The organism is Heyndrickxia vini (assembly GCF_016772275.1).
In the GTDB taxonomy this organism is placed as follows: Bacteria; Bacillota; Bacilli; order Bacillales; family Bacillaceae_C; genus Heyndrickxia; species Heyndrickxia vini.
The window spans coordinates 671,548-697,130 of sequence record NZ_CP065425.1; the positions used below are offsets into that span (position 1 = coordinate 671,548).

The 25,583-nt window shown below is 37.8% G+C and carries 19 protein-coding genes; 18 read left to right on the forward strand and 1 reads right to left on the reverse strand.

Translation table 11 applies throughout. From position 1 onward, the window contains the following. Nucleotides 1–22: 22 nt before the first annotated feature. From I5776_RS03530 to I5776_RS03565, 9 genes are all read left to right on the forward strand, one after another. Entirely contained in the window at nucleotides 23–1,084 is a 1,062-nt protein-coding gene (locus I5776_RS03530) for a Gfo/Idh/MocA family protein (protein WP_202778997.1), read from the forward strand. Then, complete coding sequence (locus I5776_RS03535) at nucleotides 1,084–1,980, forward strand: sugar phosphate isomerase/epimerase family protein (protein ID WP_202778998.1); 897 nt, start codon at nucleotides 1,084–1,086, stop codon at nucleotides 1,978–1,980. Before I5776_RS03530 ends, I5776_RS03535 begins: the two co-directional genes overlap by 1 nt. 106 nt (nucleotides 1,981–2,086) lie before the next feature. Further along, entirely contained in the window at nucleotides 2,087–3,241 is a 1,155-nt protein-coding gene (locus I5776_RS03540) for an ROK family transcriptional regulator (protein WP_202778999.1), read from the forward strand. 24 nt (nucleotides 3,242–3,265) lie between these two features. Next, nucleotides 3,266–4,264: an asparaginase gene (locus I5776_RS03545; RefSeq protein ID WP_202779000.1), complete on the forward strand. Its 999-nt coding sequence runs from the start codon at nucleotides 3,266–3,268 to the stop codon at nucleotides 4,262–4,264. A 505-nt stretch (nucleotides 4,265–4,769) separates the two neighbouring features. Continuing rightward, nucleotides 4,770–6,011, forward strand: coding sequence for a hypothetical protein (locus I5776_RS03550; RefSeq protein ID WP_202779001.1), 1,242 nt, complete (start codon nucleotides 4,770–4,772; stop codon nucleotides 6,009–6,011). A gap of 112 nt (nucleotides 6,012–6,123) precedes the next feature. Then, nucleotides 6,124–6,288: a multidrug transporter gene (locus I5776_RS03555; RefSeq protein WP_202779002.1), complete on the forward strand. Its 165-nt coding sequence runs from the start codon at nucleotides 6,124–6,126 to the stop codon at nucleotides 6,286–6,288. 62 nt (nucleotides 6,289–6,350) lie between these two features. After that, complete coding sequence (locus I5776_RS21775; RefSeq protein ID WP_425490327.1) at nucleotides 6,351–6,461, forward strand: DUF6980 family protein; 111 nt, start codon at nucleotides 6,351–6,353, stop codon at nucleotides 6,459–6,461. A 590-nt stretch (nucleotides 6,462–7,051) separates the two neighbouring features. After that, the gene (locus I5776_RS03560) at nucleotides 7,052–8,785 is read left to right on the forward strand and encodes a phospho-sugar mutase (protein ID WP_202779003.1); all 1,734 of its coding nucleotides are present in this window, start codon (nucleotides 7,052–7,054) and stop codon (nucleotides 8,783–8,785) included. Between the two features lie 392 nt (nucleotides 8,786–9,177). Further along, on the forward strand, nucleotides 9,178–12,987 hold the full coding sequence (locus I5776_RS03565) for an endo-alpha-N-acetylgalactosaminidase family protein (protein WP_246483903.1): 3,810 nt from the start codon (nucleotides 9,178–9,180) through the stop codon (nucleotides 12,985–12,987). 82 nt (nucleotides 12,988–13,069) lie between these two features. Here the strand turns inward: I5776_RS03565 and I5776_RS03570 are convergent, their stop codons facing one another. Next, nucleotides 13,070–13,945 (reverse strand): AraC family transcriptional regulator, encoded by an 876-nt coding sequence (locus tag I5776_RS03570; RefSeq protein ID WP_202779004.1) that lies wholly within the window; start codon nucleotides 13,943–13,945, stop codon nucleotides 13,070–13,072. A 222-nt stretch (nucleotides 13,946–14,167) separates the two neighbouring features. On the opposite strand from I5776_RS03570, the gene I5776_RS03575 reads away from it, so the two are divergent. From I5776_RS03575 to I5776_RS03615, 9 genes are all read left to right on the forward strand, one after another. After that, on the forward strand, nucleotides 14,168–15,499 hold the full coding sequence (locus tag I5776_RS03575; protein ID WP_202779005.1) for a carbohydrate ABC transporter substrate-binding protein: 1,332 nt from the start codon (nucleotides 14,168–14,170) through the stop codon (nucleotides 15,497–15,499). A gap of 68 nt (nucleotides 15,500–15,567) precedes the next feature. Next, nucleotides 15,568–16,458, forward strand: coding sequence for a carbohydrate ABC transporter permease (locus I5776_RS03580; RefSeq protein WP_202780663.1), 891 nt, complete (start codon nucleotides 15,568–15,570; stop codon nucleotides 16,456–16,458). Nucleotides 16,459–16,472: 14 nt separating this feature from the next. Continuing rightward, the gene (locus tag I5776_RS03585; RefSeq protein ID WP_202779006.1) at nucleotides 16,473–17,354 is read left to right on the forward strand and encodes a carbohydrate ABC transporter permease; all 882 of its coding nucleotides are present in this window, start codon (nucleotides 16,473–16,475) and stop codon (nucleotides 17,352–17,354) included. Nucleotides 17,355–17,364: 10 nt separating this feature from the next. Then, nucleotides 17,365–19,536 (forward strand): 1,3-beta-galactosyl-N-acetylhexosamine phosphorylase, encoded by a 2,172-nt coding sequence (gene gnpA / locus I5776_RS03590; RefSeq protein ID WP_202779007.1) that lies wholly within the window; start codon nucleotides 17,365–17,367, stop codon nucleotides 19,534–19,536. After that, nucleotides 19,526–19,693, forward strand: a complete 168-nt coding sequence (locus tag I5776_RS03595) for a DUF6903 family protein (RefSeq protein ID WP_202779008.1) — start codon at nucleotides 19,526–19,528, stop codon at nucleotides 19,691–19,693. Before gnpA ends, I5776_RS03595 begins: the two co-directional genes overlap by 11 nt. Nucleotides 19,694–19,798: 105 nt before the next feature. Then, the gene (galE, locus tag I5776_RS03600; protein ID WP_202779009.1) at nucleotides 19,799–20,785 is read left to right on the forward strand and encodes a UDP-glucose 4-epimerase GalE; all 987 of its coding nucleotides are present in this window, start codon (nucleotides 19,799–19,801) and stop codon (nucleotides 20,783–20,785) included. A gap of 12 nt (nucleotides 20,786–20,797) precedes the next feature. Then, complete coding sequence (gene galT, locus I5776_RS03605; protein ID WP_202779010.1) at nucleotides 20,798–22,288, forward strand: UDP-glucose--hexose-1-phosphate uridylyltransferase; 1,491 nt, start codon at nucleotides 20,798–20,800, stop codon at nucleotides 22,286–22,288. Nucleotides 22,289–22,435: 147 nt separating this feature from the next. Further along, nucleotides 22,436–23,755 (forward strand): serine hydrolase domain-containing protein, encoded by a 1,320-nt coding sequence (locus I5776_RS03610; RefSeq protein WP_343066427.1) that lies wholly within the window; start codon nucleotides 22,436–22,438, stop codon nucleotides 23,753–23,755. A gap of 342 nt (nucleotides 23,756–24,097) precedes the next feature. Then, the gene (locus I5776_RS03615; RefSeq protein WP_202779012.1) at nucleotides 24,098–25,063 is read left to right on the forward strand and encodes a bile acid:sodium symporter family protein; all 966 of its coding nucleotides are present in this window, start codon (nucleotides 24,098–24,100) and stop codon (nucleotides 25,061–25,063) included. Nucleotides 25,064–25,583: the final 520 nt, after the last annotated feature.

Here is a 25,583-nt window from a genome sequence, read left to right on the forward strand (position 1 = left end):
TAACAAAAGGGGGATTCGTTTAATGGCTAAATTACGTGTTTGTGTGATTGGAACAGGGACTATATCGGATATGCATTTTCAATCATACGCCAAACATCCAGATGTCATTCTATATGGAGTGTTTGATTATGTACGGGAGCGGGCGGAGGAAAAAGCGCAAGCATATGGGATACCGCATGTATACGAAGAGTTACATGAGATATTTGCCGATCCACAGGTGGATGCTGTTAGTATTTGTACATGGAATAATAGCCACGCTGAACTTGCCATTGCGGCACTTGAAGGTGGGAAGCATGTTCTTGTTGAAAAACCGTTATCCTTAAATCTTGAAGAGGCCATCGAAGTCCAAAAAGCAGCACAAAAAAATAACCGCCTCCTGCAGGTAGGATTTGTCAGGAGATTCGCGACGAACACAAAAGTATTAAAATCCTTCATCGATGATGGTAAATTAGGTGACATTTATTATGCGAAGGCGTCCTGTATTCGCCGTATCGGAAATCCGGGAGGCTGGTTTGCGGATAAGGAAAGATCCGGAGGAGGTCCGCTAATCGATCTTGGCGTCCATGTCATCGATATTTGCTGGTATTTAATGGGGCGGCCAAAGGTAAAGTCAATTTCGGGTCATACTTATCACCAACTTGGTAACAGGGCTAATGTAAAGAATCTAAAATTCTACAAAGCAGCCGATTATGATAAAGGAAAGAACACCGTAGAGGATTTGGCTAATGCGCTTGTTACCTTCGAAAATGGTGCCTCCCTTTTCGTCGATGTTTCTTATACTTTGCATACAAAAAAGGACGATATTCATGTGAAGCTATTTGGCACAAAAGGTGGAGCTGAATTAGAGCCTGAATTGGTGATGATTAGTGAAGAAAATGATACGATCATCAATATTCATCCACAAATCGATCATTTATCATTTGATTTTGAGAATGCGTTTCAAAATGAAATTGATTCTTTCGTTCAATGTTGCTTGACCGGTGCAGAATCCATTGCTCCTGTTGAAGATGGTGTCGAAATGATGAAAATTTTAACAGGAATTTACGAGGCGGCAAGTAAAAAGTGTGAGGTGGTATTTTCCTAATGCCAAATTCTGTGCTGATTTCTAATAAAACGGGGATTATTGTAGATAGTCTACGCTTGCCACTTTTTGAGGGATTAAGTAAAGCGAAAGAAATGGGCGCTGACGGTGTTCAAATCTATGCCGTTGATGGTGAAATGGCCCCGGAAAATATGCTTCCTGCTGATCGCAAAAAATTAAAAAACTATCTTGAATCATTAGATTTAGAAATTGCTGCATTATGCGGAGATCTTGGTGGACATGGATTTCAAGATGCACAAATGAATCCTGAAAAGATTGGAAAGTCTAAAAGGATTTTAGATCTAGCAGTCGAATTAGGAACGAATATTGTTACGACCCATATTGGAATGATTCCCGAAGCAGAAGATAGCCAAATTTACGAGACGATGCAGAAGGCTTGTGAAGAATTGGGCGTTTACGCAAAAAGCTTAGGAGCATTTTTTGCTATTGAAACAGGCCCTGAACCATCTAAACGGTTAAAAACATTTTTAGATAGCTTAAGCACCAATGGCGTTTCGGTGAACTTCGATCCTGCGAATATGGTCATGGTGACAGGGGATGATCCGATAGAGGGAGTCAAATGTTTAGCAGATTACATTGTCCACACCCATGTAAAAGATGGGATTCAATTAAAACCGGTGAATCCTCGTGATGTTTATGGGTATCTTGGCTATGGCGGTGGAGTTGACCATGAGAAGATTGCTGAGATGGTTGCTTCAGGTCAATATTTTCGAGAAGTGCCATTAGGCCAGGGAAGTGTTGATTTTCCTAAATACTTTGCTGCCTTAAAAGAAATCGACTATCAAGGATACTTAACAATTGAAAGAGAAGTACATCATAACCCTATCAAGGATATTTCAGCTGCGATTGAATTTATTAAACGTTTTAAATCCAAATAGAAGTCGAAAACAATCCTAAAAGAGGGGTATGATGCATCTCTTTTAGGATATTTATTTTATAATAGATCTTAGAACGATATGAGAAATGATAGAGAAGGTGCCGTTAATGGAAAAGCAGGACCAAATTTTAATGAAACAGCAGAATAAATCATTAGTCCTTGAACTGATTAAAAGTCAATCACCCATTTCAAGATCGGAACTCGCTAAGATCACTAAGATGAGTCCAACTTCTATTAGTAGAATTGTTAACGAGCTATGTCAGCAAGGATTTGTAAAAGAAACAGAATTGGTTACATCGGGGGTTGGAAGAAAGGCCACACTTCTTGAAGTTTGTGGTGATGTCCTTTATACGATTGGAATTGAATTAGATAAATCTGTAATAAAAATTGGACTGGTAAATTTTATAGGGGAAATCGTCTGCTTAGAAACGCATAACCGAAATCCAGAGGAAGATTATCAGGACATGTTGGAAAATATTTTCCGATACATTAAACAGATCATCAATGAAAATACCATCGCCATGGAAAAAGTCATTGGTGTTGCTGTAGGTCTTCCAGGATCGATTGATCATAAAAATGGAATTGTAAGGCTTTCAGATCAGTTGTGTTTGGAAAATGTTCCATTCGCACAAGATTTAAAGAGAATTACGTCCCTGGAAGTGATTATTGATAATGAATTAAAAATGAAAGCGGTTGCTGAAAATACGTTAGGAAAAGCGAAAGACTCACAAAATTCAATACTAGTTGGGATTGGTTCCGGAATCGGTGCCGCCATTATTCTTAATGGTGAGGTTTATCGTGGAAAAGCGAATAATGCAGGAGAAATTGGCCATACAGTAGTGAATCCGAATGGGAATGTTTGCAAATGCGGGAAAATTGGCTGTTTAGCTACTTATATTTCAGAAGGTGCCATTCTTGCTGATTGTCAAAAGGTAAAAAACGTTTCATCATTTGATGATTGTATTCTGGCATTTAAAAACAAAGAGTCTTGGGCAATCAATATTTTAGATCGAACTCTCACCCATATTGCCCTTGTTATCAGTGATATGGCATGTTTTTATAACCCGGAAGTCATCATATTAAGTGGAGATTTCATCGATAAAATTCCGGAAGTCAATCACTACATAGAAGAAAAATGTCAAAGATATATGTGGGAGCCAATAAAGGATACGTTGCGAATCGAATACTCTCTTTTAGGCGAACAAGGGGTAGTTCTTGGTGGGGCCATTCAAGCACAACATATCTTAATGAATTTAATTTAGTTACAGGAAAGAGGAGAACTTACTATGGGGTATGAAATATTAATAGAAGAAACACGAGCGGGGTTGGTAGAAAATGTTCACTTCGGTATTATTTGTGGTTTGAATGAGGAGAAAGAAAAGATCTATCAAATAGGGGACCCGGAACAAGAAGTATTTTTTCGATCTGCTGCTAAACCGATTCAAGCCTTACCGATTTTTTTATCAACGATTATTGAAAAATACAATCTAACGGAGGAAGAAGCTGCTTTGTTTGCTGCCTCACACCGGGGAGAAGAAAATCATATTTCCGCTCTTAAATCGATGCTTAACAAACTACCAGTCGAAGAAACGGATTTATATTGTCCCCCTTCGTACCCGTTAAATAGGGAGCCGCGGGAAAAAATGATTCGATTAGGCGAACAGAAAAGAAGACTTTATCATAATTGCTCCGGCAAACATATGGGATTTGTAGCTGTTTGCAAAGAAATGGGCTATCCTGTAGCTAATTACTGGGAACCAAATCATCCGCTTCAACAACATATTGCTCAGATTTTATCCACACTATCTGAAGTTCCTATTTCCAAAATCAAGATTGGAATTGATGGCTGTGGTGTTCCTGTATTTGCGATTCCATTAAGCTCAATGGCGCTTACTTATTTAAAATTAGCCTGTCCAGATTTAATAGAGGATTCAAAGCTAAGAAATGCTGTACAAAAATTGACAAACACTATGAATCACCAGTATAACATGATTGCTTCGGAGCACTTTATTTGTTCCGTCCTATTACAAGATCCTAATATCGTCGCCAAAGGCGGAGCACAAGGGGTTTATTGCTTCGGATTAAAAAATGAACGAATCGCATTTGCTTTAAAGGTGATCAATGGTTCGGAAGATGTGTGGCCAAACATCGTCGCATCCATTCTTGATCAAATAGATTACAAGAATAAGGAAACCATTCAAAAACTAAGACGATTAAAACCCTCACTTGTCAAAAATGATTCAGGCATTGAAGTCGGCGCTATTAAAGAGAGATTTGCTTTATAAAAGGATGTGCTCTTATTAAGTAGTTCAAACGTTCCAGTAGAGATTCCTATCAAATAGTATGCTAGTTAGTAGACCAAATCCATTTTGTGATTTGGTCTTTCATTTTTACCTATATATTTTTAGCAAGCTATTAAGTAGGTAATTGATGTTGTTCTTGGGTAATCAAAGATAATCATAATAAGCGGATATTTTCCGGTTAGACAGCTGAATCGGGCTTGTTTCGGGGTGAATAAGCGGAGGTTTTCCGATTAAGTAAAGAAAAATTAAGTGTTTTCATGATTTTTGAGTTAATAGTCGGAATTCTTCCGTCTATTTCAGGTATTTTCAGTGCAATATTTTAATTAAGGGAAATTTCTCCGCTTATCAAACTCAATTTAATGTCCGATGAACTTGAACAGCTTTTTTTGAGCTAGAAAGCAATTTTGATAAGGAAAAAGGAATAGTTAGACAATTTAACGAAGTAAAATAAACTAAGAAGGATAATGAAGGAATGGAGAGGTGTGTAATGAAAGTTTTCAAATTTGTAAGTGGATTAGCATTGGTTGCCCTGTTAGTAAGTGGTTTTGGTGTGGTTCCTACCCAGGAAACAACCGTACATGCATCAAGTTACACAAAATCTGTTAGTACAATGAAAGCAAAATATGCAAAGCAGATCAAAGAACTTCGCAAAATTATATCCTCTAATACTTCTTCGATTAACGGAACGAAAAAAGAATTAAATGGATTCAAAGAATTAGGGAAAACGAAGTTTGATCGTGAATTATCTTCATTAGAAGCGAGAGTAATAAAGGAAGGTAAAACAAATGCTTCGTTAACTAGTAAAGTAAATAAGTTTGAAAAAGAAGTGAAGGCACAGAAAAATACTAGAAAAGATTCGGCATTAGGCAAAACATCTGCATCTTTAAAGAAGCAATTAGTTGCATTAAAAACGGAGATTGGCAAAACAAAAACAGAGGTAACAAGTACAGGGAAAAAGAAGAAGGCGGAACTAGAATTAACTATGGCAAAGCTTTTTATAACGAATGTGACAGATGAGCAGTTAGATGGGATTTATAACAATAAGGTTACGATACAAAAAATGAGAGGCCAAATTAAAGAACTATTGACAACTACCCCAAGTCAATATGATGCGGAGCTAAAGAAAATTGATAATCAGTTAGTGTCACTTAATACTCGTTACGACGATGTGAAAAAGCAAACACTCTCGATTAAAACTAAGGTAAAAAATGCAAAATCAACGACTACGATAGCAAAATTGTATCATCATGATATTCAAGTTATAGAGGCGAAGTTAGAAAAGCTATTGTCCGATTTAATCGAAGGTTGCAGTGAACATTTAAGTGCAGTTGCGGATCAAGTAAATGAAGTAGCAAAAGAACGTCAATTTAAACATTACATGAACAATTATGATGAAATGAACACCTTGAAGGAAAAGTTACAATTTGTTTCAACCGTGGATGAAAATGATGCGGATGATTTAAGAAAGTTGCTGCATGAAAAAGGGGTATCGTTTAGTGAACTTGATCGCGTAGCATGGGGCTATTTTTATAAATTACAAGACTATCGAACAAAAAATTATAAAGTAGTAGAAGATGCCTATAATAAGTTACAAAAGTTCTCTTCCCAAGAAGACGACCAAGCATTTTCGACACAACTTACTCTGGTAAATGGATTAATCGATACATTTATCAGTAACCGATCCGTGTATGCGAAAGCGGAAAAAGAAAAGATTTTGGCGAGCTATTAGGAGACGCTTCACTTTCTACCTTGAATAAATAAGTTAAATAAATTTAACACTATTGTCACATTTTAGCGTTTATAATAAAAATAAAGTTTATTTAACTTAAGGAGGTAATTAAATGGAAAATACAAAAAATACTCCATCAGTTCCTCATTCGAATGAAAACAAAAAAGGTGATTATGGTACAGATACTAGTGAAGTGCACTCGGCTATAAAAGAGACAATCATTAAGAATAGAGAAATGATAAGAAAAAATCGTGAATTATTAGAAAAAGACCATTGAGCCATGGGGACGGTTCTCTTGCTTACTTGCAACGAGAGAATCGTCCTTTTGTTTTGCTCCCCATGTCAAAAAGAGATTTATGGTTTGATACTCTCGAAAAATTAGGGTATGACGCCCCTTATGAACAGGACATTCCCGAAGAATTCAATTCTGAAAAATGGTACAACAAATAAGCCTCCAGTTTGGGGCTTTTTGTTTTGGATTTAACTTATGAAGGGGTAACTGCAAGAATTAAGATGGATCCAAGTGAGGGAAGTGACAGGATTTATTGCTAAGTAGAAGGGATAGTGGACCGAGTCTTCTATCCCTTTATAAATTAAATCGATGAACATACAATAAAAACGTATTTCTAAAGCTGCGTATGCACCACAAAACTAAAAGTATGATGCACAAATAAGAGTCTATGAGTCACAAACCGAAATCTATGATCCACAAAAGTGAAAAAGGTGAATTCTCAAGCTGCGTATGCGTCACAAACTGGAAAGTATGATGCACAAAGAGGAAACGATGAGTCACAAATTAAAATCTATGATCCACAAAAAGAAAACCGGTGAATTCAAAAACTGCGTATGCACCACAAAACCAAAAGTATGATCCACAAAAAAGAAACGATAAGTCACAAACCAAATCCTATGATCCACAAAAAGATCAATTTCTAAAGCGAGTAATAGTCTGTGATTATGAGAAGGTAAGTCCTAATAATCTATGGTATGATGAAAAATAAAACGGCTTATATCATGCCAAATCTTTGGAGGGACGACTATTGAATTGGCTATCAGCACTAGAAAAATGGACAAGTTATAAAGATTTAAACATTGAGCTAAAAGAACAATTGAACCAGTTGGCAGGAAACGACAAAGAACTAGAGGATCGATTCTACAAAAATCTAGAGTTCGGAACCGGTGGAATGCGTGGGGAACTTGGTGTCGGAACGAACCGCATGAATATTTACACGGTGCGCAAAGCTTCCGAAGGATTGGCGCGATATATCGAAGGGCAAGGCGACTTGGCGAAGCAACGTGGAGTGGTCATCGCATATGATAGCCGCCATCAATCACCCGAGTTTGCCTTAGAAGTAGCGAAGACGGTTGGTCAACATGGGATCAAAGCCTATTTATTTAGCGAGTTGCGCCCGACTCCAGTGCTCTCATTTGCAGTACGCTACTTGTATGCATTTGCAGGGATTGTCATCACCGCTAGTCATAATCCGTCTGAATACAATGGTTTAAAAGTATATGGTTCAGATGGTGGGCAGCTGCCGCCTAAAATGGCTGACGAGTTAGTTCGGTACGTCAATAAAGTAGAGAATGAATTAACGATTGAGGCAGCAGATGAGCAAGTGCTTGAGGAGAAGGATCTTCTTACTTACATCGGAGATAAGGTCGATCGCGCTTATTTAGCTTCACTCCAGACGATTCAGCAAGATCCAAGCCTTGTACAATCGGTCGCCGACTCATTGAAAATCGTGTATACCCCTTTGCATGGAACCGGGAATATTCTTGTGCGTAAAGGACTTGAATCTTTTGGTTTCCGAAATGTGACCGTGGTGAAGGAACAGGAGTTGCCGGATCCTAATTTTTCAACTGTGGACTCTCCGAATCCAGAGGAACATGAGGCATTTAAATGGGCCATACAATACGGAAAGAAAATCGATGCGGATCTTTTATTAGGAACCGATCCCGACACCGATCGATTAGGGGTGGCGGTGAAAAATCGAGATGGTGAGTATGAAGTACTAACGGGAAATCAAATGGGTGCCTTAATGCTTCATTATTTATTGACGAAAATGAAGGAAAACCGAACACTTCCTGCCAACGGAATCGTGATTAAAACGATTGTGACTTCTGAAATAGGTCGTGTCATTGCAAATTCCTTTGACATCCCTACTATAGACACCTTAACCGGCTTTAAATTTATTGGCGAAAAGATTAAAGAATTTGAACAAACGGGTGAGCATACCTTCCTTTTTGGTTATGAAGAAAGTTATGGTTATTTAATCGGGGACTTTGTTCGGGATAAAGACGCCGTTCAATCCGCTGTATTTGCTGCAGAAGTGGCGGCGTATTATAAATCACAAGGGAAATCAATGTACGATGGACTGTTAGAGATTTTCGAGAAATACGGATACTACAACGAATCTTTGCATTCCTTAACCTTGAAAGGAAAAGAAGGAACGGAAAAAATTGCTGACATGCTGCGAACACTTCGACAACATCCTCCAACGGAAATCGCGGGATTGAGTGTTTCCATTGTCGAAGATTATCTATCCGGCACACGGACGCTTATACAAACAAATAAAAAAGAAACAATAAACTTACCGTCATCCAATGTATTGAAGTTTTACCTTGAAGATGGTTCATGGTTCTGTGCCCGGCCATCAGGAACTGAGCCGAAGGTGAAGTTTTACTTTGGTGTAAAGGCGGGTTCTTTGAAAAAAAGTGAAGAATTAAATACGAAGCTGCAAGAAGAAGTGATGGGACTTGTGCGGAGTATGTAAATGTCTGCTAAGACGAAAGTACCAATAGAATAAAAAATGGACTAGGAAGTTAGTTTCCCGGTCCATTTTTTTAATCCTTTAACCTGTCAATTTTGTCCTATTCGAACATAATGCCTATTTTCTTCCCTCAGTACATTTTACCTAATTTTCAGAAAAAACAATATCCATAAAAAACACAACAATATCCTTGTTGTGTAAGCGTTTTTATTTAAGTAGCCTAAAGTTAATGTAAAAGTGGTATTTGCTGTAGAAGCCGGGTTTAATCCAAACTTTTTAATCATTCGATTAGTATCAAACAAACTCCTCAGATTATTAAAATGTTTATGTAAGATTCTCATTTCTATAGCTGTATCCTTTTATATTAATATCTTTGGTTCATAGGAGGAGATAAAGTGGGGAAGCAGCATTTCAAAAAATCCTTTAGTACAATTGTTGTACTTATGGTGATTTTGATCACGTGTATGGGGAATTTTGTTCCACCATTGCATGCAGTGGCGAAAACGGGGGTAAATCATCTAAGTACAAGTAATGAGGACTCTGTAGACATTTTAGATGACAAACTGGAAGAAGGTGATTTTACCATTATCTCTGGGGATGGAAAAATTACCTATAATGAAGATGGTTCTGCAACCTTCCGTGTAACTTCTAGTCAAAAAAATCGCATCGTTTACAATGGAATGGAAAAAATTAAGAATGGCAGCTTTGAAGCGGACATTACACCTGACACCGATAACATGAACCGCTTTGGTTTAATTTATCGTGTTCAAAATTCATCGGCTTACACATACGTAGGAACAGGTGATCAGAACAACCAATATTTTGGAGAAGTTTTTGGACCTTCAAATAGTTGGACATCGATGACATCCAGTGTTCCGCTAATAGCGAATCAAACCTACCACTTACGTCTGAAATTCCTTGATGATTCAGCAACCCTTTACATTGATGGTGAAAAGGTGAATACATGGACATTAGCAGGCGGTGTAGATCAACCTGGTTTCGTTGGATTCGAAAAAAGCCGTGGTGCAGCAAATGTTACCATTTCTAATATCAAAATTAACGAATATGAGCCACCAAAAGCTCCTGACACTCCGCCGATTGAAGATACACTCAGCTCAAAATATATGGATGTCACAATTGATCAAGTATTCCCGCGCGTTGTGAAATATAATGTTGGTGATAAGGAAATGAATGGACAAGAATCTCCTGTTTACGGGTTAAAAGTTAATGGCACACTTTATTATCCCGAAGTTACTTTTAAGAAGGTAAGTAAAAGTAAAGCGGAGTATACATTAAAAGTAGTGGATGCGGACGAAAAACTTGATGCAATATTTAACGTTTCATTGAAGGTCGATCATAATAAAGTAATCTATCAATTTGATAAAATCACGAACAAGGACAGCGCAACCATTGAATCGGTTGAGTTTGCTGACATGAACTTTATCTCCGTGAATTCTAATCAAAAAAACGCAACTGCTAAATTAGCTAAACTTAGCAGCGATGTCACAATATCAGGTGATCTGGATGTAAGAGTTGATTCATCTATGGGAAATATCGGATCGAAAGGCTCCTATTATGCCGGATTTTTGTCAAATGATCAATTGAGTGCCGGCATTTGGTCCAGTTCAGAAGTTAATGGCTATGGGAACCTAATTGCCAGTCGATTTGAAAATGAAAATGGTGCAAAGACAATGGGTCTTGGTTCTAATGCACTTTACTATCACAAGCCATTTATGCCGAAGCCGCAATCAACGAAACCAACGATAAAAATAGCCATTGCCGAGGATTTGAACGATGACCATGAAATCAATTGGCAGGATGGTGCCATTGCTTATCGTGAGATCATGCAAAAAATTAAAGGTTCGGAAGATGTAAATAATAATGTAGGCACACGAATTGCTATGAATTTTGGCTCACAAGCACAGCAGCCATTCTTAAAAACATTAGATAATGTAAAAAAGGTAGCTCTGGCAACAGATGGGCTAGGTCAGGCAGTTTTGTTAAAGGGCTATGGGAGTGAAGGTCATGACAGCGCCCATCCTGATTACGGCAATGTTGGTGAACGGATGGGAGGCGCTGAAGATTTAAACAAGCTGATTAATGAAGGTCATAAGTACAATACCGAATTTGGTGTTCATATAAACGCTCAAGAAACGTACCCTGAAGCTGCAGCATTTAATGAAGATTTTATTGACGGACCAAATTCGAAAGGTTGGGGCTGGCTAGACCAATCTTATACTATCAATAAATTAAAGGATTTGTATTCCGGCACTCGTGCCAAAAGGCTGGATGAATTAAAGGCCGCTGCACCGGCACTTGACTTCATTTATTTAGATGTCTGGTATCAAGATCAATGGGAATCGGATCGAATTGCCGAACAGCTGATGGACCGCGGCTGGAGAGTATCAACGGAAACTGGTACATCTGTAGCCAATTACTCAACATGGCAGCACTGGGCTACTGATAAAAATTACGGGGGACCGGCCAGCAAAGGAATCAACTCGGATGTACTTCGTTTTATTAGTAATCATCAAAAGGATTCTTGGGTATTGAATTGGCCGGAGGCAGGCGGAACAGCTGATCATCCTCTACTTGGGGGATATGAACTGGCTGGTTTTGAAGGATGGCAATCGGATAAGAACTTTGATAACTTCATCCGAATGACATTTGATACGAATGTTCCTACTAAATTTTTGCAAAAGTATTATGTAACGAAATGGACAACAGTTGATGGAGATAAGCAAAAAACAAACTTGGAAAAAGAAATTAAATTAACTGATCCTAGTAACGGAGATGTTGTCGTTGTCACGAGAAAAGATAACTCTAGGGAACGTGTGATTACACTTAATGGAAATATTGTCCTTGATGAACATTCTTATCTAATCCCTTGGGCTAAACAAGACTTTAAAACAAAAACGCCTGATTCCAAAAAATTATATCATTGGAATTTGAAAGGCGGTACGACCACTTGGACACTTCCGGATGAATACAAAGGTGCATCAAGTGTCAATGTATACAAATTAACCGATCAAGGTAGAACGGATGAAAAGAAAGTAAAAGTGGTAAATAATCAAATTACGCTGACAGCTGAGGCAGCAACTCCATATATCGTTGTACCAAAAAAAGCGAAGGGATTGCAAATCGATAATTGGAGCGAGGGTGCTCATGTTTATGACACAGGATTTAATTCAGGAACAGTAACAGATAAACATACATTAATCGCCGGGGATAAAAAATCTGTAAATGTCAAACAAACCAATCAAACAGGAAGTGCACGTAACTTAAGCAGCGGTGACTATTTCTTAAATATCGATAATCCGTCAAAAACTACATCCATGATCCGCACGATTACAGACTTAAAACCTGGGAAAGAGTATGTGGCAGAAGTTTATGTTGAAAACAATAGTGATGCGAAGGCATCCATAGAAGTCGTTACCGGGAAAAAGCATACGAAAAGTTACACCCTTCGTAGCTTGCAAAAGAACTATGTCAAAGCGGATTCACATGCTTCAAATGATGGAAGCAATAGTAAAATGCAAAGAATGAAAGTAAATTTTAAGGCTACATCAAAAACAGCCCAATTATTACTTAGCCGGGACCCTGGTAGCGGAAATACAAAATTTGATGATATTCGGATCGTTCAGAAGTCATTGTCTAATGATGTTTCTACAAATGTATTTGAACAAGACTTTGAATCTGTTGTCCAAGGGATTTACCCATTTGTTATCGGGAATACAGAAGGTGTAGAGGATAACAGAATCCATCTATCTGAACTGCATGCTCCATATACACAAAAAGGATGGGCAGGCAAAAAATTAGTCGATGATGTACTAGGAGGAAAATGGTCCGTTAAAGTGAATACCGGAAACAAAGGTTTAGTTTATCGTACCATTCCCCAAAACTATCACTTTGAATCAGGAGTAACTTATAAAGTATCATTCGATTATCAAACGACAGCAAATGCGTATCGCTTCATCTCGGGGGATCAAGAAATTGATGTTCGAGACATTGCAAATGCGAAGGGATTAGGTGTGAATGACCTGCTTCAATCATCAACGAATACAAAAAGGGCAGAATTTACGATAACAGGGTCTGAAAATGGCCAAACTTATATTGGAATCTTTAGTGATGGAACAAGCTTGGACGGCGATACGGGCGCGGGGACATTTATGTTAGACAACCTGCGCATTGAAAGAGTGAACTAAGCTTACAGAAGGTGGGATAAGAACGTGGCCCTTTTTCCCGTCTTCTAAAGAAGACCGCCGGGACGAGAAAAATTCGTCCCGGTTATTTTTTTAAGGATTTGCTTCTTGCTTTTTTTGTTTTATTCGTTTTTGAGTTTTTGATATTTCTATAATGTGAAGGAGATACATTTGTTACACGTTTAAACGATTGAGCAAAGAAAGATTGCGAAGAAAACCCTGTTATTGCCGCAATATTCGAGATGGGATAGTTAGTCGTTTCCAGCAATATTTTACTTTCTCTAATCCGTGTCTGAATTAAGTACTCAATAGGAGAAACACCAACTAATTTCTTGAATGAATGGGCCAAATAGTATTTATTTATATGTCCAGCTTCAGCTAAAGTATCTAGATTAATGTTTTCACGAAAATGGAGCTTAATATAGTTTTTAATAAAAGCAATATCTTTGTTAATCTTTTGCGTAGAGGTTTTTTCTAAGTTGAACGCTTTTTTTCTCATCATTTTAAGCAATAGTATTTCTAGAATGTTTTGGACAATCAGTTCATAATCTTCTTTCTGGTTTTGGACTTCTTCAATTAATTGTTGGAGGTAAAAAAGATAAACATTCTGCTCCAGTTTAAAATTATAAAAGGTGACCTGGGAACCCGAATCATTTGGGTCAAAGAAGGAGAGACCTTGGATACCTAGTGCGATGTATTCAAGCGGGTCTCCATCGGCGGATTTTTCAGTGTGCTCTATATTCGGATTGATGACGATTAAATCATGTTCTGTAACGGGTACTTCTTGGTTTGAAAATATAAAAGTACCTTTTCCCTTTGTTATGTATAAAATTTCGGTGAAGTGATGGGTATGATTGGTGCTATGCCAATCCTTATCATATTTTGATTTGGTTACATAAAGAATTTTTACTGGAAGATGACCTCGATTAGACTGCGGTATTTCAACGATCTCATTTGACAAATAATCCCCTCCTTGTTGATTTTGGGAACATAGACCGTTCCTTTCCGCTACAGGAGCCTGCTTTTTCGCTAGAGTATCTGAGGTAATTGCACTTTTTTAATATTATAGAATTTTTATTCAATTTTTACAATGGAAAGCAAGATACATAAAAAACAGAGCAATATGTTTGTTGTGTAAGCGTTTTTCCAATCGTATACTTTAGGTATAAAGGGGGATTGAAGGATGAAGAAGACGTTAATGATGGCTGGAATGATCACTTTACTATCATTTGGCTTAATCGCTTGTCAGAACGGTGGAGACAAGAAGGTTAACTCGAATGGCGACAAAAAACAGACTTTACAAGTAGCTGCATTAGAATCAGCGTATGGGAAAGATATGTGGACAAAAGTAGCTAAGGCGTATGAAGAAGCAAATCCTAATGTGAAGGTAGAGTTGACGGTTGATAAGAACTTGGAAGAGGTAATCAGCCCGAACATGAAAGCTGGAAACTATCCGGATGTCGTTTTATTAGCAACTGGGAGGAAATTAGCACTGACTGAAACGCTGATCAAGGATAAAGCATTAGTAGATATTACAGATGTTTTTGATAAAAAAGTATATGGTGAAGATGTCAAAGTGAAGGATAAATTAATTCCAGGGTTTACTGATACACTTGCAACCAATCCCTACAACGATAATAAGACATACTTAGCCCCAATGTTCTATAGCCCTACTGGATTATTCTTTAATAAAGCATTGTTAGAAGAAAAGGGCTGGAAAGTACCGAAGACTTGGGATGAGATGTGGGCTTTGGGAGATAAAGCGAAAGCGGAAGGAATTTCCCTATTCACATATCCGACTACTGGTTACTTTGATGCATTCGTCTATTCTTTACTCTTAGAAGTGGGCGGACCGGAGTTTTATAATCGTGCGATGAGATATGAAGATGGTATTTGGGAAACTCCTGAAGCAACTAAGGTATTTGAAATTGTTGGAAAATTGGCGAAGTACACTGATCCAACAACAGTTGCGAATGGAAACGATAAAAACTATCAAAAAAATCAACAATTAGTTTTAGATGATAAAGCGCTCTTTATGCCTAATGGCACTTGGGTTGTAGGGGAAATGAAAGATGCTCCTAGAGCGAAAAAATTTGAATGGGGCATGACTGCTCTACCTGCAATTGAAGATGGCGGTGACCGCTATGCTTTTACTTTCTTTGAGCAAATGTGGGTACCATCGCAATCAAAAAATCAAGATGCTGCCAAGGATTTCTTAACATTTGTTTATTCTGATAAAGCTGCGGACATTTTCGCTGAATCAGGCGCAATTCAACCAATTGAAGGTATTTCTAGTAAACTCTCAGGAGACAATCAATTATTTTATAGTATTTATGATAATGGAGCAAAAGCAGGAATGGGCGGATTTGCTGCAACCGATCCTGTTGAAGGTGTCAGTATGGCTGATTCATTATTTGGAAGTATTGATAGTGTTGTTTCTGGTGACAAAACAGTTAAAGATTGGCAGAAGGCCGTTGAAAAGGCAAGTGACCAATTACGTCCTGCTTTAAAATAATAGTTTCACAAAGTAATAACGGTGAGCGCGATTCTCACCGTTATCTTTCATTAATAGAGGTGATGGCAGTGAATAAAACAACGGAGAAAAGGATTTTTATTTTTGTTTGTTTAGCACCCGCACTTATCTTGTTAGCGATATTCATGATTGTGCCTACAATAGAGGTATTTAGAATGTCCTTGTATAAATGGGGTGGGTTTTCAAATAATCAAGTATTCGTAGGTTTGGAGAATTTCAAAAAGTTATGGAATGATATGAATTTTATTCGCTCTCTCCAAAACAGTATTTTATTAATCGTGATTGTAACCATCGTTACGATGGTGATGTCTATTTTATTTGCCACATTATTAACGAGAGAAAAAATAAAAGGTAATGGCTTTTTTCGGATTATTTTCTATATCCCTAATATCCTATCAATTGTCGTTATTGCAGGTATCTTTTCGGCAGTATATGACCCATCAACGGGATTACTAAACAATCTATTCGCTGTCTTTAAATTTGAAGGTCTTCAAAAGATGTGGCTGGGGAATCAACAAATTGCGATATACAGTATAGGGGGAGCGCTCATTTGGCAATCCATTGGTTATTATATGGTCATGTATATGACGAGTATCTCCAGTATTCCGGAAAGTTTCTATGAAGCTTCTGCATTGGAAGGCGCGGGAAGGATTAGACAATTTTTTAGTATTACTTTGCCATTGATATGGAATAACATCCGGACGACGTTAACATTTTTTATTATCAGTACGATTAATTTAAGTTTTTTGCTCGTGCAAGCAATGACTGGCGGCGGTCCTGATGGATCTACTGAAGTATTTTTAAGCTACATGTATAAGCAAGCATACACCAATTCTTCTTATGGTTACGGTATGGCAATTGGGGTAGTTATCTTCTTATTCTCATTCGCACTATCGGCGATTATTAGTCGCGTCACCAAACGGGAAGTGCTGGAGTATTAAGGAGGTTCACGTTGATGAAAAAACAAAAAGGAATGAATGCAGAGAAAATTTACCGTTTATTTATCTATGTTGCCCTGATCACATTAGCCATTTCTATTATTATTCCTGTAGCATGGGTTTTCTTAGCTTCCATTAAACAGAATTCTGAGTTTTATGGTAGTCCGTGGACTATGCCGAAAGGATTTTACATTCAAAATTTCATCGATGCGTTTGAAAAAGCAAACATGGGCATGTATATGCTGAATTCGGTTATGGTTACGGCACTGGCACTTTTAATTTTACTGATTGTTGCTTTGCCGGCAGCATATGTTTTAGCAAGATACACGTTTAGAGGGAGTAAATTTTTTAACACATTGTTTAAAGCTGGGTTATTTATTAATGTGAACTACATTGTCGTTCCAATCTTTCTTCTTTTATTGAACGGGGATAACTTTTTACGTGGGCAATTTGGAGAAGGCTTTTTATTGGATAATCTATTTGTTTTAGCAGTCGTTTATGCAGCAACGGCATTGCCCTTTACCATCTATTTATTATCTAGTTATTTTCAATCGCTGCCTGCAACCTATGAGGAAGCGGCACTTGTGGATGGTGCCGGATATTTCATTACGATGATCAAAATTATGATTCCAATGGCTCGACCAAGCATCATCGCAATCATCCTATTCAATTTCCTTTCATTTTGGAATGAATACATTATTGCTTTGACTTTGATTCCGGGACCGAATAAAACGTTGCCTGTCGGGCTTATGAACTTAATGGCTGCACAAAAATCTGCCGCAAATTATGGCCAATTGTATGCAGGAATGGTTCTTGTCATGTTGCCAACTTTAATTTTGTACATATTGGTTCAAAAGAAACTAACGCAAGGGATGACTCTTGGCGGATTGAAGGACTAGGAGGATGAACATGGAAAAGAAAAAAGGACGCGTTACCCTACCAAGTGAGGAAAATTTCCTCACTGAAACAAAAGAATTGATGGAGAGATGGGGAGCGGATGCCATCCGAGACAGTGATGGCACGAAATTGGATGACAGCATTAAGCAATTAGATGCAAAAATTTATACGACTTATTTTGTTGCCCGCGGCCATAATGAATTTGCGCAAAAACATATGGAAGAATGCCAACAATTATATTTGATGAGCATGTTCAACACGGCGGTAACGGAAACTCTTGAAATAGATTTTATGAAGGGCTATTTTACGGAACAATTGAAGCCTGATTATGTGCATGATCCTAAGAAATACTGGGAAGTCATTGATCGGACAACTGGAAAAGTGGTTGATATTCATCAGTGGGAAGTAAATGAAGATAAGAATAGTATCTTAATTACCGATGCAATTCCTTGGCATGAATATACTGTGTCGTTCTTAGTTTATGCGATTTGGGACCCTACACAAATGTACAATCATATTACTAATAATTGGGGAGATAAAGCACATGATATTCCATTTGATGTAAGGCAGCCACATTCCAATGAGTATATGAAATCCTATTTAACACAATGGCTGCAAGAGAATCCGGATACTGATGTGGTTCGTTTCACAACATTATTCTACCATTTTACATTAGTATTCAATCATTTAGGCAAAGAGAAATTTGTTGATTGGTTTGGTTATGGAGCAAGCGTTTCTGTAGCTGCAATGGACGCTTTTGAACAAGAAAAAGGCTATCGTTTAAGACCGGAAGATATCGTGGATCAAGGATATTACAATACATCTTTCAGAATACCGACTAAAGCATTTATTGATTATATGGATTTTATCCAAAAATTTGTGGCTGAAGAAGCTAAGAAACTTGTGGGTATTGTTCATGAGAGCGGCAAAGAAGCGATGATGTTTCTAGGTGATAACTGGATTGGTACGGAGCCATATGGTAAGTATTTTGAAAATATTGGCTTTGATGCAGTTGTCGGTAGTGTTGGTGGCGGTGCAACATTACGGATGATAGCAGATATTCCACATGTTCGTTACACGGAAGGAAGGTTTTTGCCTTATTTCTTCCCTGATACGTTTTATGAAGGGAATAATCCTGTGATCGAAGCGAATGAAAACTGGCTTACGGCAAGAAGAGCCATCTTACGAAATCCTGTCGATCGAATCGGCTATGGTGGTTATTTGAGTCTCGCTTATAAATTCCCTGAATTTGTTGCTTATATTGAAAAGGTGACAGATGAATTCCGGAATATTTACGACACGATTAAAGGAATTAAACCTTATACGGGAATTAAAGTGGCTATTTTGAATTCATGGGGAAAAGTAAGAACTTGGCAAACCCATATGGTTGCACACGCCTTATGGTATAAACAAATCTATTCTTATTTAGGTGTATTGGAATCGTTAAGTGGTGCGGCTGTTGATGTTACGTTCATAAGCTTTGACGATGTAATCAGGGACGGTGTACCAAAGGATGTCGATGTAATTATCAATGCGGGTGACGCCGGGACGGCTTTTTCCGGCGGGGAGAAATGGGCTGACGAAAAGCTCATCACGACAATCAGAGCTTGGATTTATAATGGCGGCGGCTTTATTGGAATTGGTGAACCAACAGCTTATCATCATCAAGGCCATTATTTTCAATTAGCTGAGGCACTTGGCGTAGACAAGGAACTAGGGTTTAGTTTGTCGACAGATAAATATTTTACAACTGCTTTAGAAAAGCATTTTATTTCTACTGACAGTACTTCATTCGATTTTGGAGAAGGAATGAAAAATATTTATTCATTATCGGAGGATACCGAAATCATTGAGTATTCGAATGGTGAAATACATCTGTCCAGTCATGATTTTGGAAAGGGAAGAGGCGTTTATATCGCTGGTCTGCCTTATAGCGAAGAAAACACTCGTTTGTTGATGCGAGCATTATTTTACGCAGCACATAAAGAGGGTGAATTTCTTAAATGGCATGCTAGCAACGTATATTGTGAAGTACATGCGTATCCACTGATTCAAAAAATGGCAATTGTAAATAATTCGCTGAATGAACAAACCACACTTGTCTACGACGGCCAAGGAAACAGCCAAAAGGTAACATTGGCACCTAGTGAAATACAATGGAGGGATTTTTCAAATGAATCATAGGATTCTTGTTATTTTAAAGGTAGTTGCCTTTATTATTTGTATAGCCTTACTATTCATTGGTAAAAACACAGTTGGTAAACTCCATTTAGGTATAATGCTAATCGGATTAGCTGGTCTCCTTGGCTTGCTTTATGATTACAATCGAAAATATAGTTAGAACCTTTTGATCAATTCCTAGCATGCAGCGAGTTGGCAATGAAACAAAACCAACACCTGGTTTTTATTATAAAAAGGGAAGTTTCGGAAATAGGGGGGATTGTAAATGAGTATTTTAGTTCTCGGTGGGGCAGGTTATATTGGTTCACATGCAGTTTACCAGTTAATTGATAAACATTTTGATGTCGTCGTTGTGGACAATTTACTTACTGGACATCAACAAGCAATCCATCCAAAAGCAAGATTTTATCAAGGGAATATTAAAGATAAGGCATTTTTGCACCTAGTTTTTGAAAAGGAACAAATTGAAAGTGTTATTCATTTCGCCGCCAGTTCATTAGTAGGGGAGTCGATGACAAGTCCTATTAAATACTTTGACAATAATGTTTATGGTACACAAGTACTTTTAGAAGTAATGAACGATTTTGGTGTCAAACATATTGTTTTTTCTTCAACGGCAGCAACGTATGGTGAGCAGGAAGTCATACCAATTACAGAAACTGCTGAAACGAATCCGACCAACGCCTATGGAGAAACAAAATTAATAATGGAAAAGTTAATGAAGTGGTGTGATGCTGCATACGGGATTAAATATGTTTCTTTGCGTTATTTTAATGTTGCTGGTGCAAGAGCAACAGGAGAGATTGGCGAGGACCACGATCCGGAAACTCATCTAATCCCTGTGGTTCTCCAAGTACCCTCAGGCAAAAGAGATTTTATTTCTATTTTTGGCGACGACTATGATACTCAGGATGGGACTTGTATCCGTGATTATATTCATGTTGAAGATTTAATAGATGCACATATATTAGCGCTACAATATTTGCAAAAAGGTGGAGAAAGTAATGTGTTTAACCTTGGAAGCAGTAAAGGCTATTCCGTAAAAGAAATTGTGGAAGCTGCAAGGGAGATCACAGGGCATCCGATTCCAACAAAAATAGTAGAACGAAGAGCAGGTGACCCGAGTACATTGATTGCCTCTTCTGAAAAGGCAAAGCAAGTTCTTGGATGGAATTCGAAACGAACATCCATTCACCAGATTATTCGTGACGCTTGGAATTGGCATCGCACCCATGTAAATGGATATATGTAAGGAGGGATGAACATGAATGTGTATGGGTCCATTAACGAACTAGTCTTGAAAGCGATTGAATTACATATGATTCAGCAGGAGGATGAGATTTATGCACGAAACCAGATTATGGCCTTTCTCGGTTTGACCGATTTTTCGCAAAAAAATAACCATGTAGAGAGGCGTAATCTTGATGTTCCAGAACTTCTTGATGAATTGATGCTGTTTGCTGTTCAGGCGGGCATAATTGAGGATTTATTTGATGAAAGGGAAATGTTAAGCAGCCAAATCATGAATGTTTTTTTGAAACTGCCATCTGAAATTAATAAAATCTTTTATCAAAAATGGACGAACAGCCCTGAAAAAGCAACTGCCTATTTTTATGAATTAAGCCAAAATAGTAACTATATTCAAATGAAAAGAATCGCCGAAAATATTAATTACAAAGCCGTAACAGAATATGGCGAATTAGATATAACAATTAATCTATCAAAGCCAGAGAAAGACCCGAAGGAGATAGCTAGGGAAAAAGAGAGAAGAACGACCTCACATTATCCAACATGCCTGCTTTGTATAGAAAATGAAGGCTTTTCCGGCAGAATTGGTCATCCTGCGCGATCGAATCATAGAATGATTAGATTGGAATTGAATAAGGAACAATGGCTTTTACAATATTCACCATATGTTTATTATAATGAACATTGTATCGTACTATCCCATGAACATCGCAATATGGTGATTAATCGGGAAACATTTCAAAGACTTTTGGAATTTGTTGAGAAATTCCCTCATTATTTCATTGGCTCTAATGCAGACCTGCCAATTGTAGGAGGATCTATTCTTACTCATGATCATTATCAAGGTGGAAACTATGAGTTTGCAATGGTGAAAGCAAAGGATGAAATAGTATTTGCACTCGATGCTTTTCCAATGATTCATTTTTCGACGATCAAGTGGCCGATGTCCGTTATCCGATTAAGGGGCAGTGACATGAAACAAATGGTTGCTGCCTGTAACTATATTTTTGAAAAGTGGAAAGAGTATTCAGATCCCGTTTCAAATATTTATGCGTATACAGGCGGAACAAGACATAATACGATTACTCCCATAGCAAGAATGCGGAACGGTCGGTTTGAAATGGACCTAGTCCTCCGTAATAATCGAACAAATGAGGAGCATCCACTTGGAATTTTTCACCCTCACGCCGATGTGCATCATATTAAAAAGGAAAATATCGGATTAATTGAAGTGATGGGGCTTGCAGTCTTGCCTTCACGCCTGAAGGAAGAACTGTCAGAGGTGGAGAACTATTTACTAGACCGGACAAATCATATTAAACCCTGTCATCTTCCATGGTCGGACGAGATGAAAAATCGTTATCAAGATGAAATTACACCTGCAACCGTAAAAAAAATTATCCAAAAAGAGGTTGGATATAAATTTTTAAAGGTGCTTGAGGATGCAAGTGTTTTTAAACGAAAAGAAGGGCAGGAGGCATTTCGAACGTTTATTTTCTCACTATAATTCTGTTCGGTTAATGGGATGAGCTGGCTTGAGAAAAGTGTATTTGAAATGATTCAACATAGAAACATTAAATAACCTTCCCACCTTTCCTACAAAATGATAGATTAATAATTATATTATTAATACTTCGATAAAGAGGTGGTTGCGGTGAACTGGAGATTATTTGAGGAGAACCTAAGTAAACGAATGGAAGCTGACCATATCCCGGGAGTGGCTATTGCTGTCAGCAAAAATGGGGAAGTGATTTATCAAAAAGGATTTGGCGTAAAAGATCTGGAGTCCATGGAATTAGTAACACCAAAGACGATTTTTGGCATTGCTTCCGTTACAAAATCCTTTACTGCACTCGCGATTATGAAACTAGAAGAAGAAGGTAAACTGTCTATTCATGATCCAGTTATAAAGTACTTGCCAGAATTTCAGATTCCTAACATTGACGCGATGGAATCGATTAAAATCTATCATTTATTAACGCATACAACAGGTTTAGCACCGATTAGACGAAGAGAAGAACTAAATAAATTCCACGAACACTTAACCTATTTAGCTGAAAAGGAACATTCTTTACTAGGTAAGCCCGGAGAATATTTGAGCTATTGCAATGATACATTTTTATTACTAGGTGCCATTATCGAGCGATTGACAGGTCGTATATATAGAAGATATATAACCGAAGAACTGTTAACCCCGCTGCAAATGAATCGTTCCTCTTTTAGTATCGAAGAAATTAATAAACTGGATGATGTATCGAGCCCTTATGTATACCATCAGGAAACAGAACAATTTGAAAAGCAAAATTGGCCAACCTTAGGGAATTATGAGGTAGGTGGAGGGATTCGCTCGAATGTTCTGGATTTACTAAAATACGGTGAACTTTATGTCAACCAAGGTCTAATTGAAGAAGACACATTCATATCTAAGAATCAATTAGAAAAAATGCAAAATCCATATGTACATATAAACCGGAATTCGTATTACGGCTTTGCATTGCAAGTCACACCGGATTATCACGGTGTTACTTTAGTCGAGCATGGCGGTGGCCAACCAGGTGTATCCTCTAATTTTGGCTTTATTACTGAACATAAACTTGCGATTGCCGTTTTAACAAATGTATCAGACGCCCCTGCAAAAGATATATGGTTAGAAGTGGCGAATACGGCGTTAGAGCTCCCTATAAAAATAAATCATAATTATTTTGAACCAACCATCGAATTACCTGAAGAACGAAAAAAGAAATTTGTAGGCACCTATCAGTCAGAAGAAGGAACATATCTCCAGATTTTACTTGAAGGCAGCGTTTTACAAGCAAAAATTGATAACAAAATATTCACGTTAAGAGCTACTGACCAAACAACGCTTGTCATAATGGAAACCGATCGGCCAATCCGTTTTTATTTTAATCCAAATGATGAACCTTGGGCCGCTTTTCTCGGGTTAAGAATGCTATTGAAAACGGCCGGAAATTGAGGACAAAGAAATTAAAAAGAGCGGTGTATTTTTTCAATTAAAAAAATACAAAGAGGAGCGACCCGCATCGGCGAAAACGAAATGGTGGCTCTTCTCGTAATTCATTTACCCTAACATACCGACTTGCGATAGGTAGTTACAAATTTTCAAACCAGGGAGTTCTGAGCTCCTTGGTTTATTTTATGTTTCTTTTTCGATTTTCTCTAAAGAATAGAATTTGTTCTTTACTTTCAAAAATCATTTACGTGCGTCCTCTTTCATATTAATCTAATAAAGTAAAAGCTCAGATTTCCAATAAGTGTCTGTTCCGGTGAATTTGAAGTTTAATAGGAGATGTTTTTCTTGTTATTGAGAATAAATAAGCAGCTTGAAAAATTGATGCCGTTTATCACACCGGCTAGTGTGGTTCTTGGAGTGCTGTTAACCGCTTATATAAAGGATTTTTCTTATTTAATCCCATGGATTTTTGCATTTATGACCTTTTCGGGTAGCCTCGGTTCTAATTTTCAATCACTTAAACAATCGGTGACACACCCATTTCCGATTATTATTGCTATGCTGGTTTTACATATTGTGATGCCATTGTGGGCATGGGGGATAGGGTGCATTGTCTTTAATGGTGATTCCTATACGATCACTGGTCTTGTATTAGGAATGGTCATTCCAACTGGGATAACGAGCGTGATTTGGGTTTCCATTTATAAGGGGAATATGGCGTTAACGTTGTCACTCATCTTAATTGATACGTTATTGTCCCCGTTCATTGTTCCTTTGACGCTGTCGTTATTTGTTGGGCAGGAAGTTGAAATGGACATTTTCAGCATCATGAGTGGATTATTTGGAATGATTGTGGTTCCTTCCATTCTAGGGATGATTCTAAATCAATTGACACATGGAAGGGTAAAAGAAACTTTAGGAACAAGATTGGCCCCTTTTTCTAAAATATGCCTAGGGATTGTTGTCATGTTGAATGGGGCTGTAGTTGCTCCACATTTAAAAAATGTAAATTTGAAACTAATCGGAATCGGTGCTGTTGTTTTTCTCATTGCTTTCACTGGTTATTTATTTTCCTTTTTGATTGGTAAATGGCTAAAGAGAGACCGAGATACGATTGTTTCCTTAACGTTTCTTGGTGGGATGAGAAATATAAGCGCGGGAGCTGTCTTAGCTGTTACCTACTTTCATCCAAGTGTGGCCACACCAGTCATTATTGCGATGCTGTTTCAACAAGTATTGGCGTCATTATTCGGACATATGCTAGATAAGTATTTTCGTCGTTCAGTATATTTAGAGAAAAGGATTGCTTAGTGTGTCACTTTCACCAATAATTAAGACGTTTAACTGCGGTGGAACCATCCCTTCTTTCTCTAGTCGAAACTACAAAAACCGCTTTACTCATGAACTTGAAAGGTTGTAAATACGTTTAAGTGCGATGAAGAATGGATTCAAGGGGTAACCCCAAGAATAACTATGGATCACGTGAACCAAAGTAACAAGATTTATAGCTAAGTAGAAGGGATAGTGGACCAAGTCTGCTGTCCCTTTATCATTTTAAAATGATAGATGGTCTACAAACGGAAAAAAGGTAGATTCCCAAGCTGAGTATGCATCACAAAACCAAAAGTATGATGCACAAAACAGAACCTATGGGTCGCAAACAGAATTCTATGATTCACAAAACGAAAAAAGGTAGATTTCCAAGCTGCGTATGCGCCACAAAAGCAAAAGTATGATGCACAAAGCAGAACCTTTGGGTCACAAACAGAAATCTATGATCCACAAAACGAAAAAAGTAGATTCCCAAGCTGCGTACGGGTCACAAAATCCA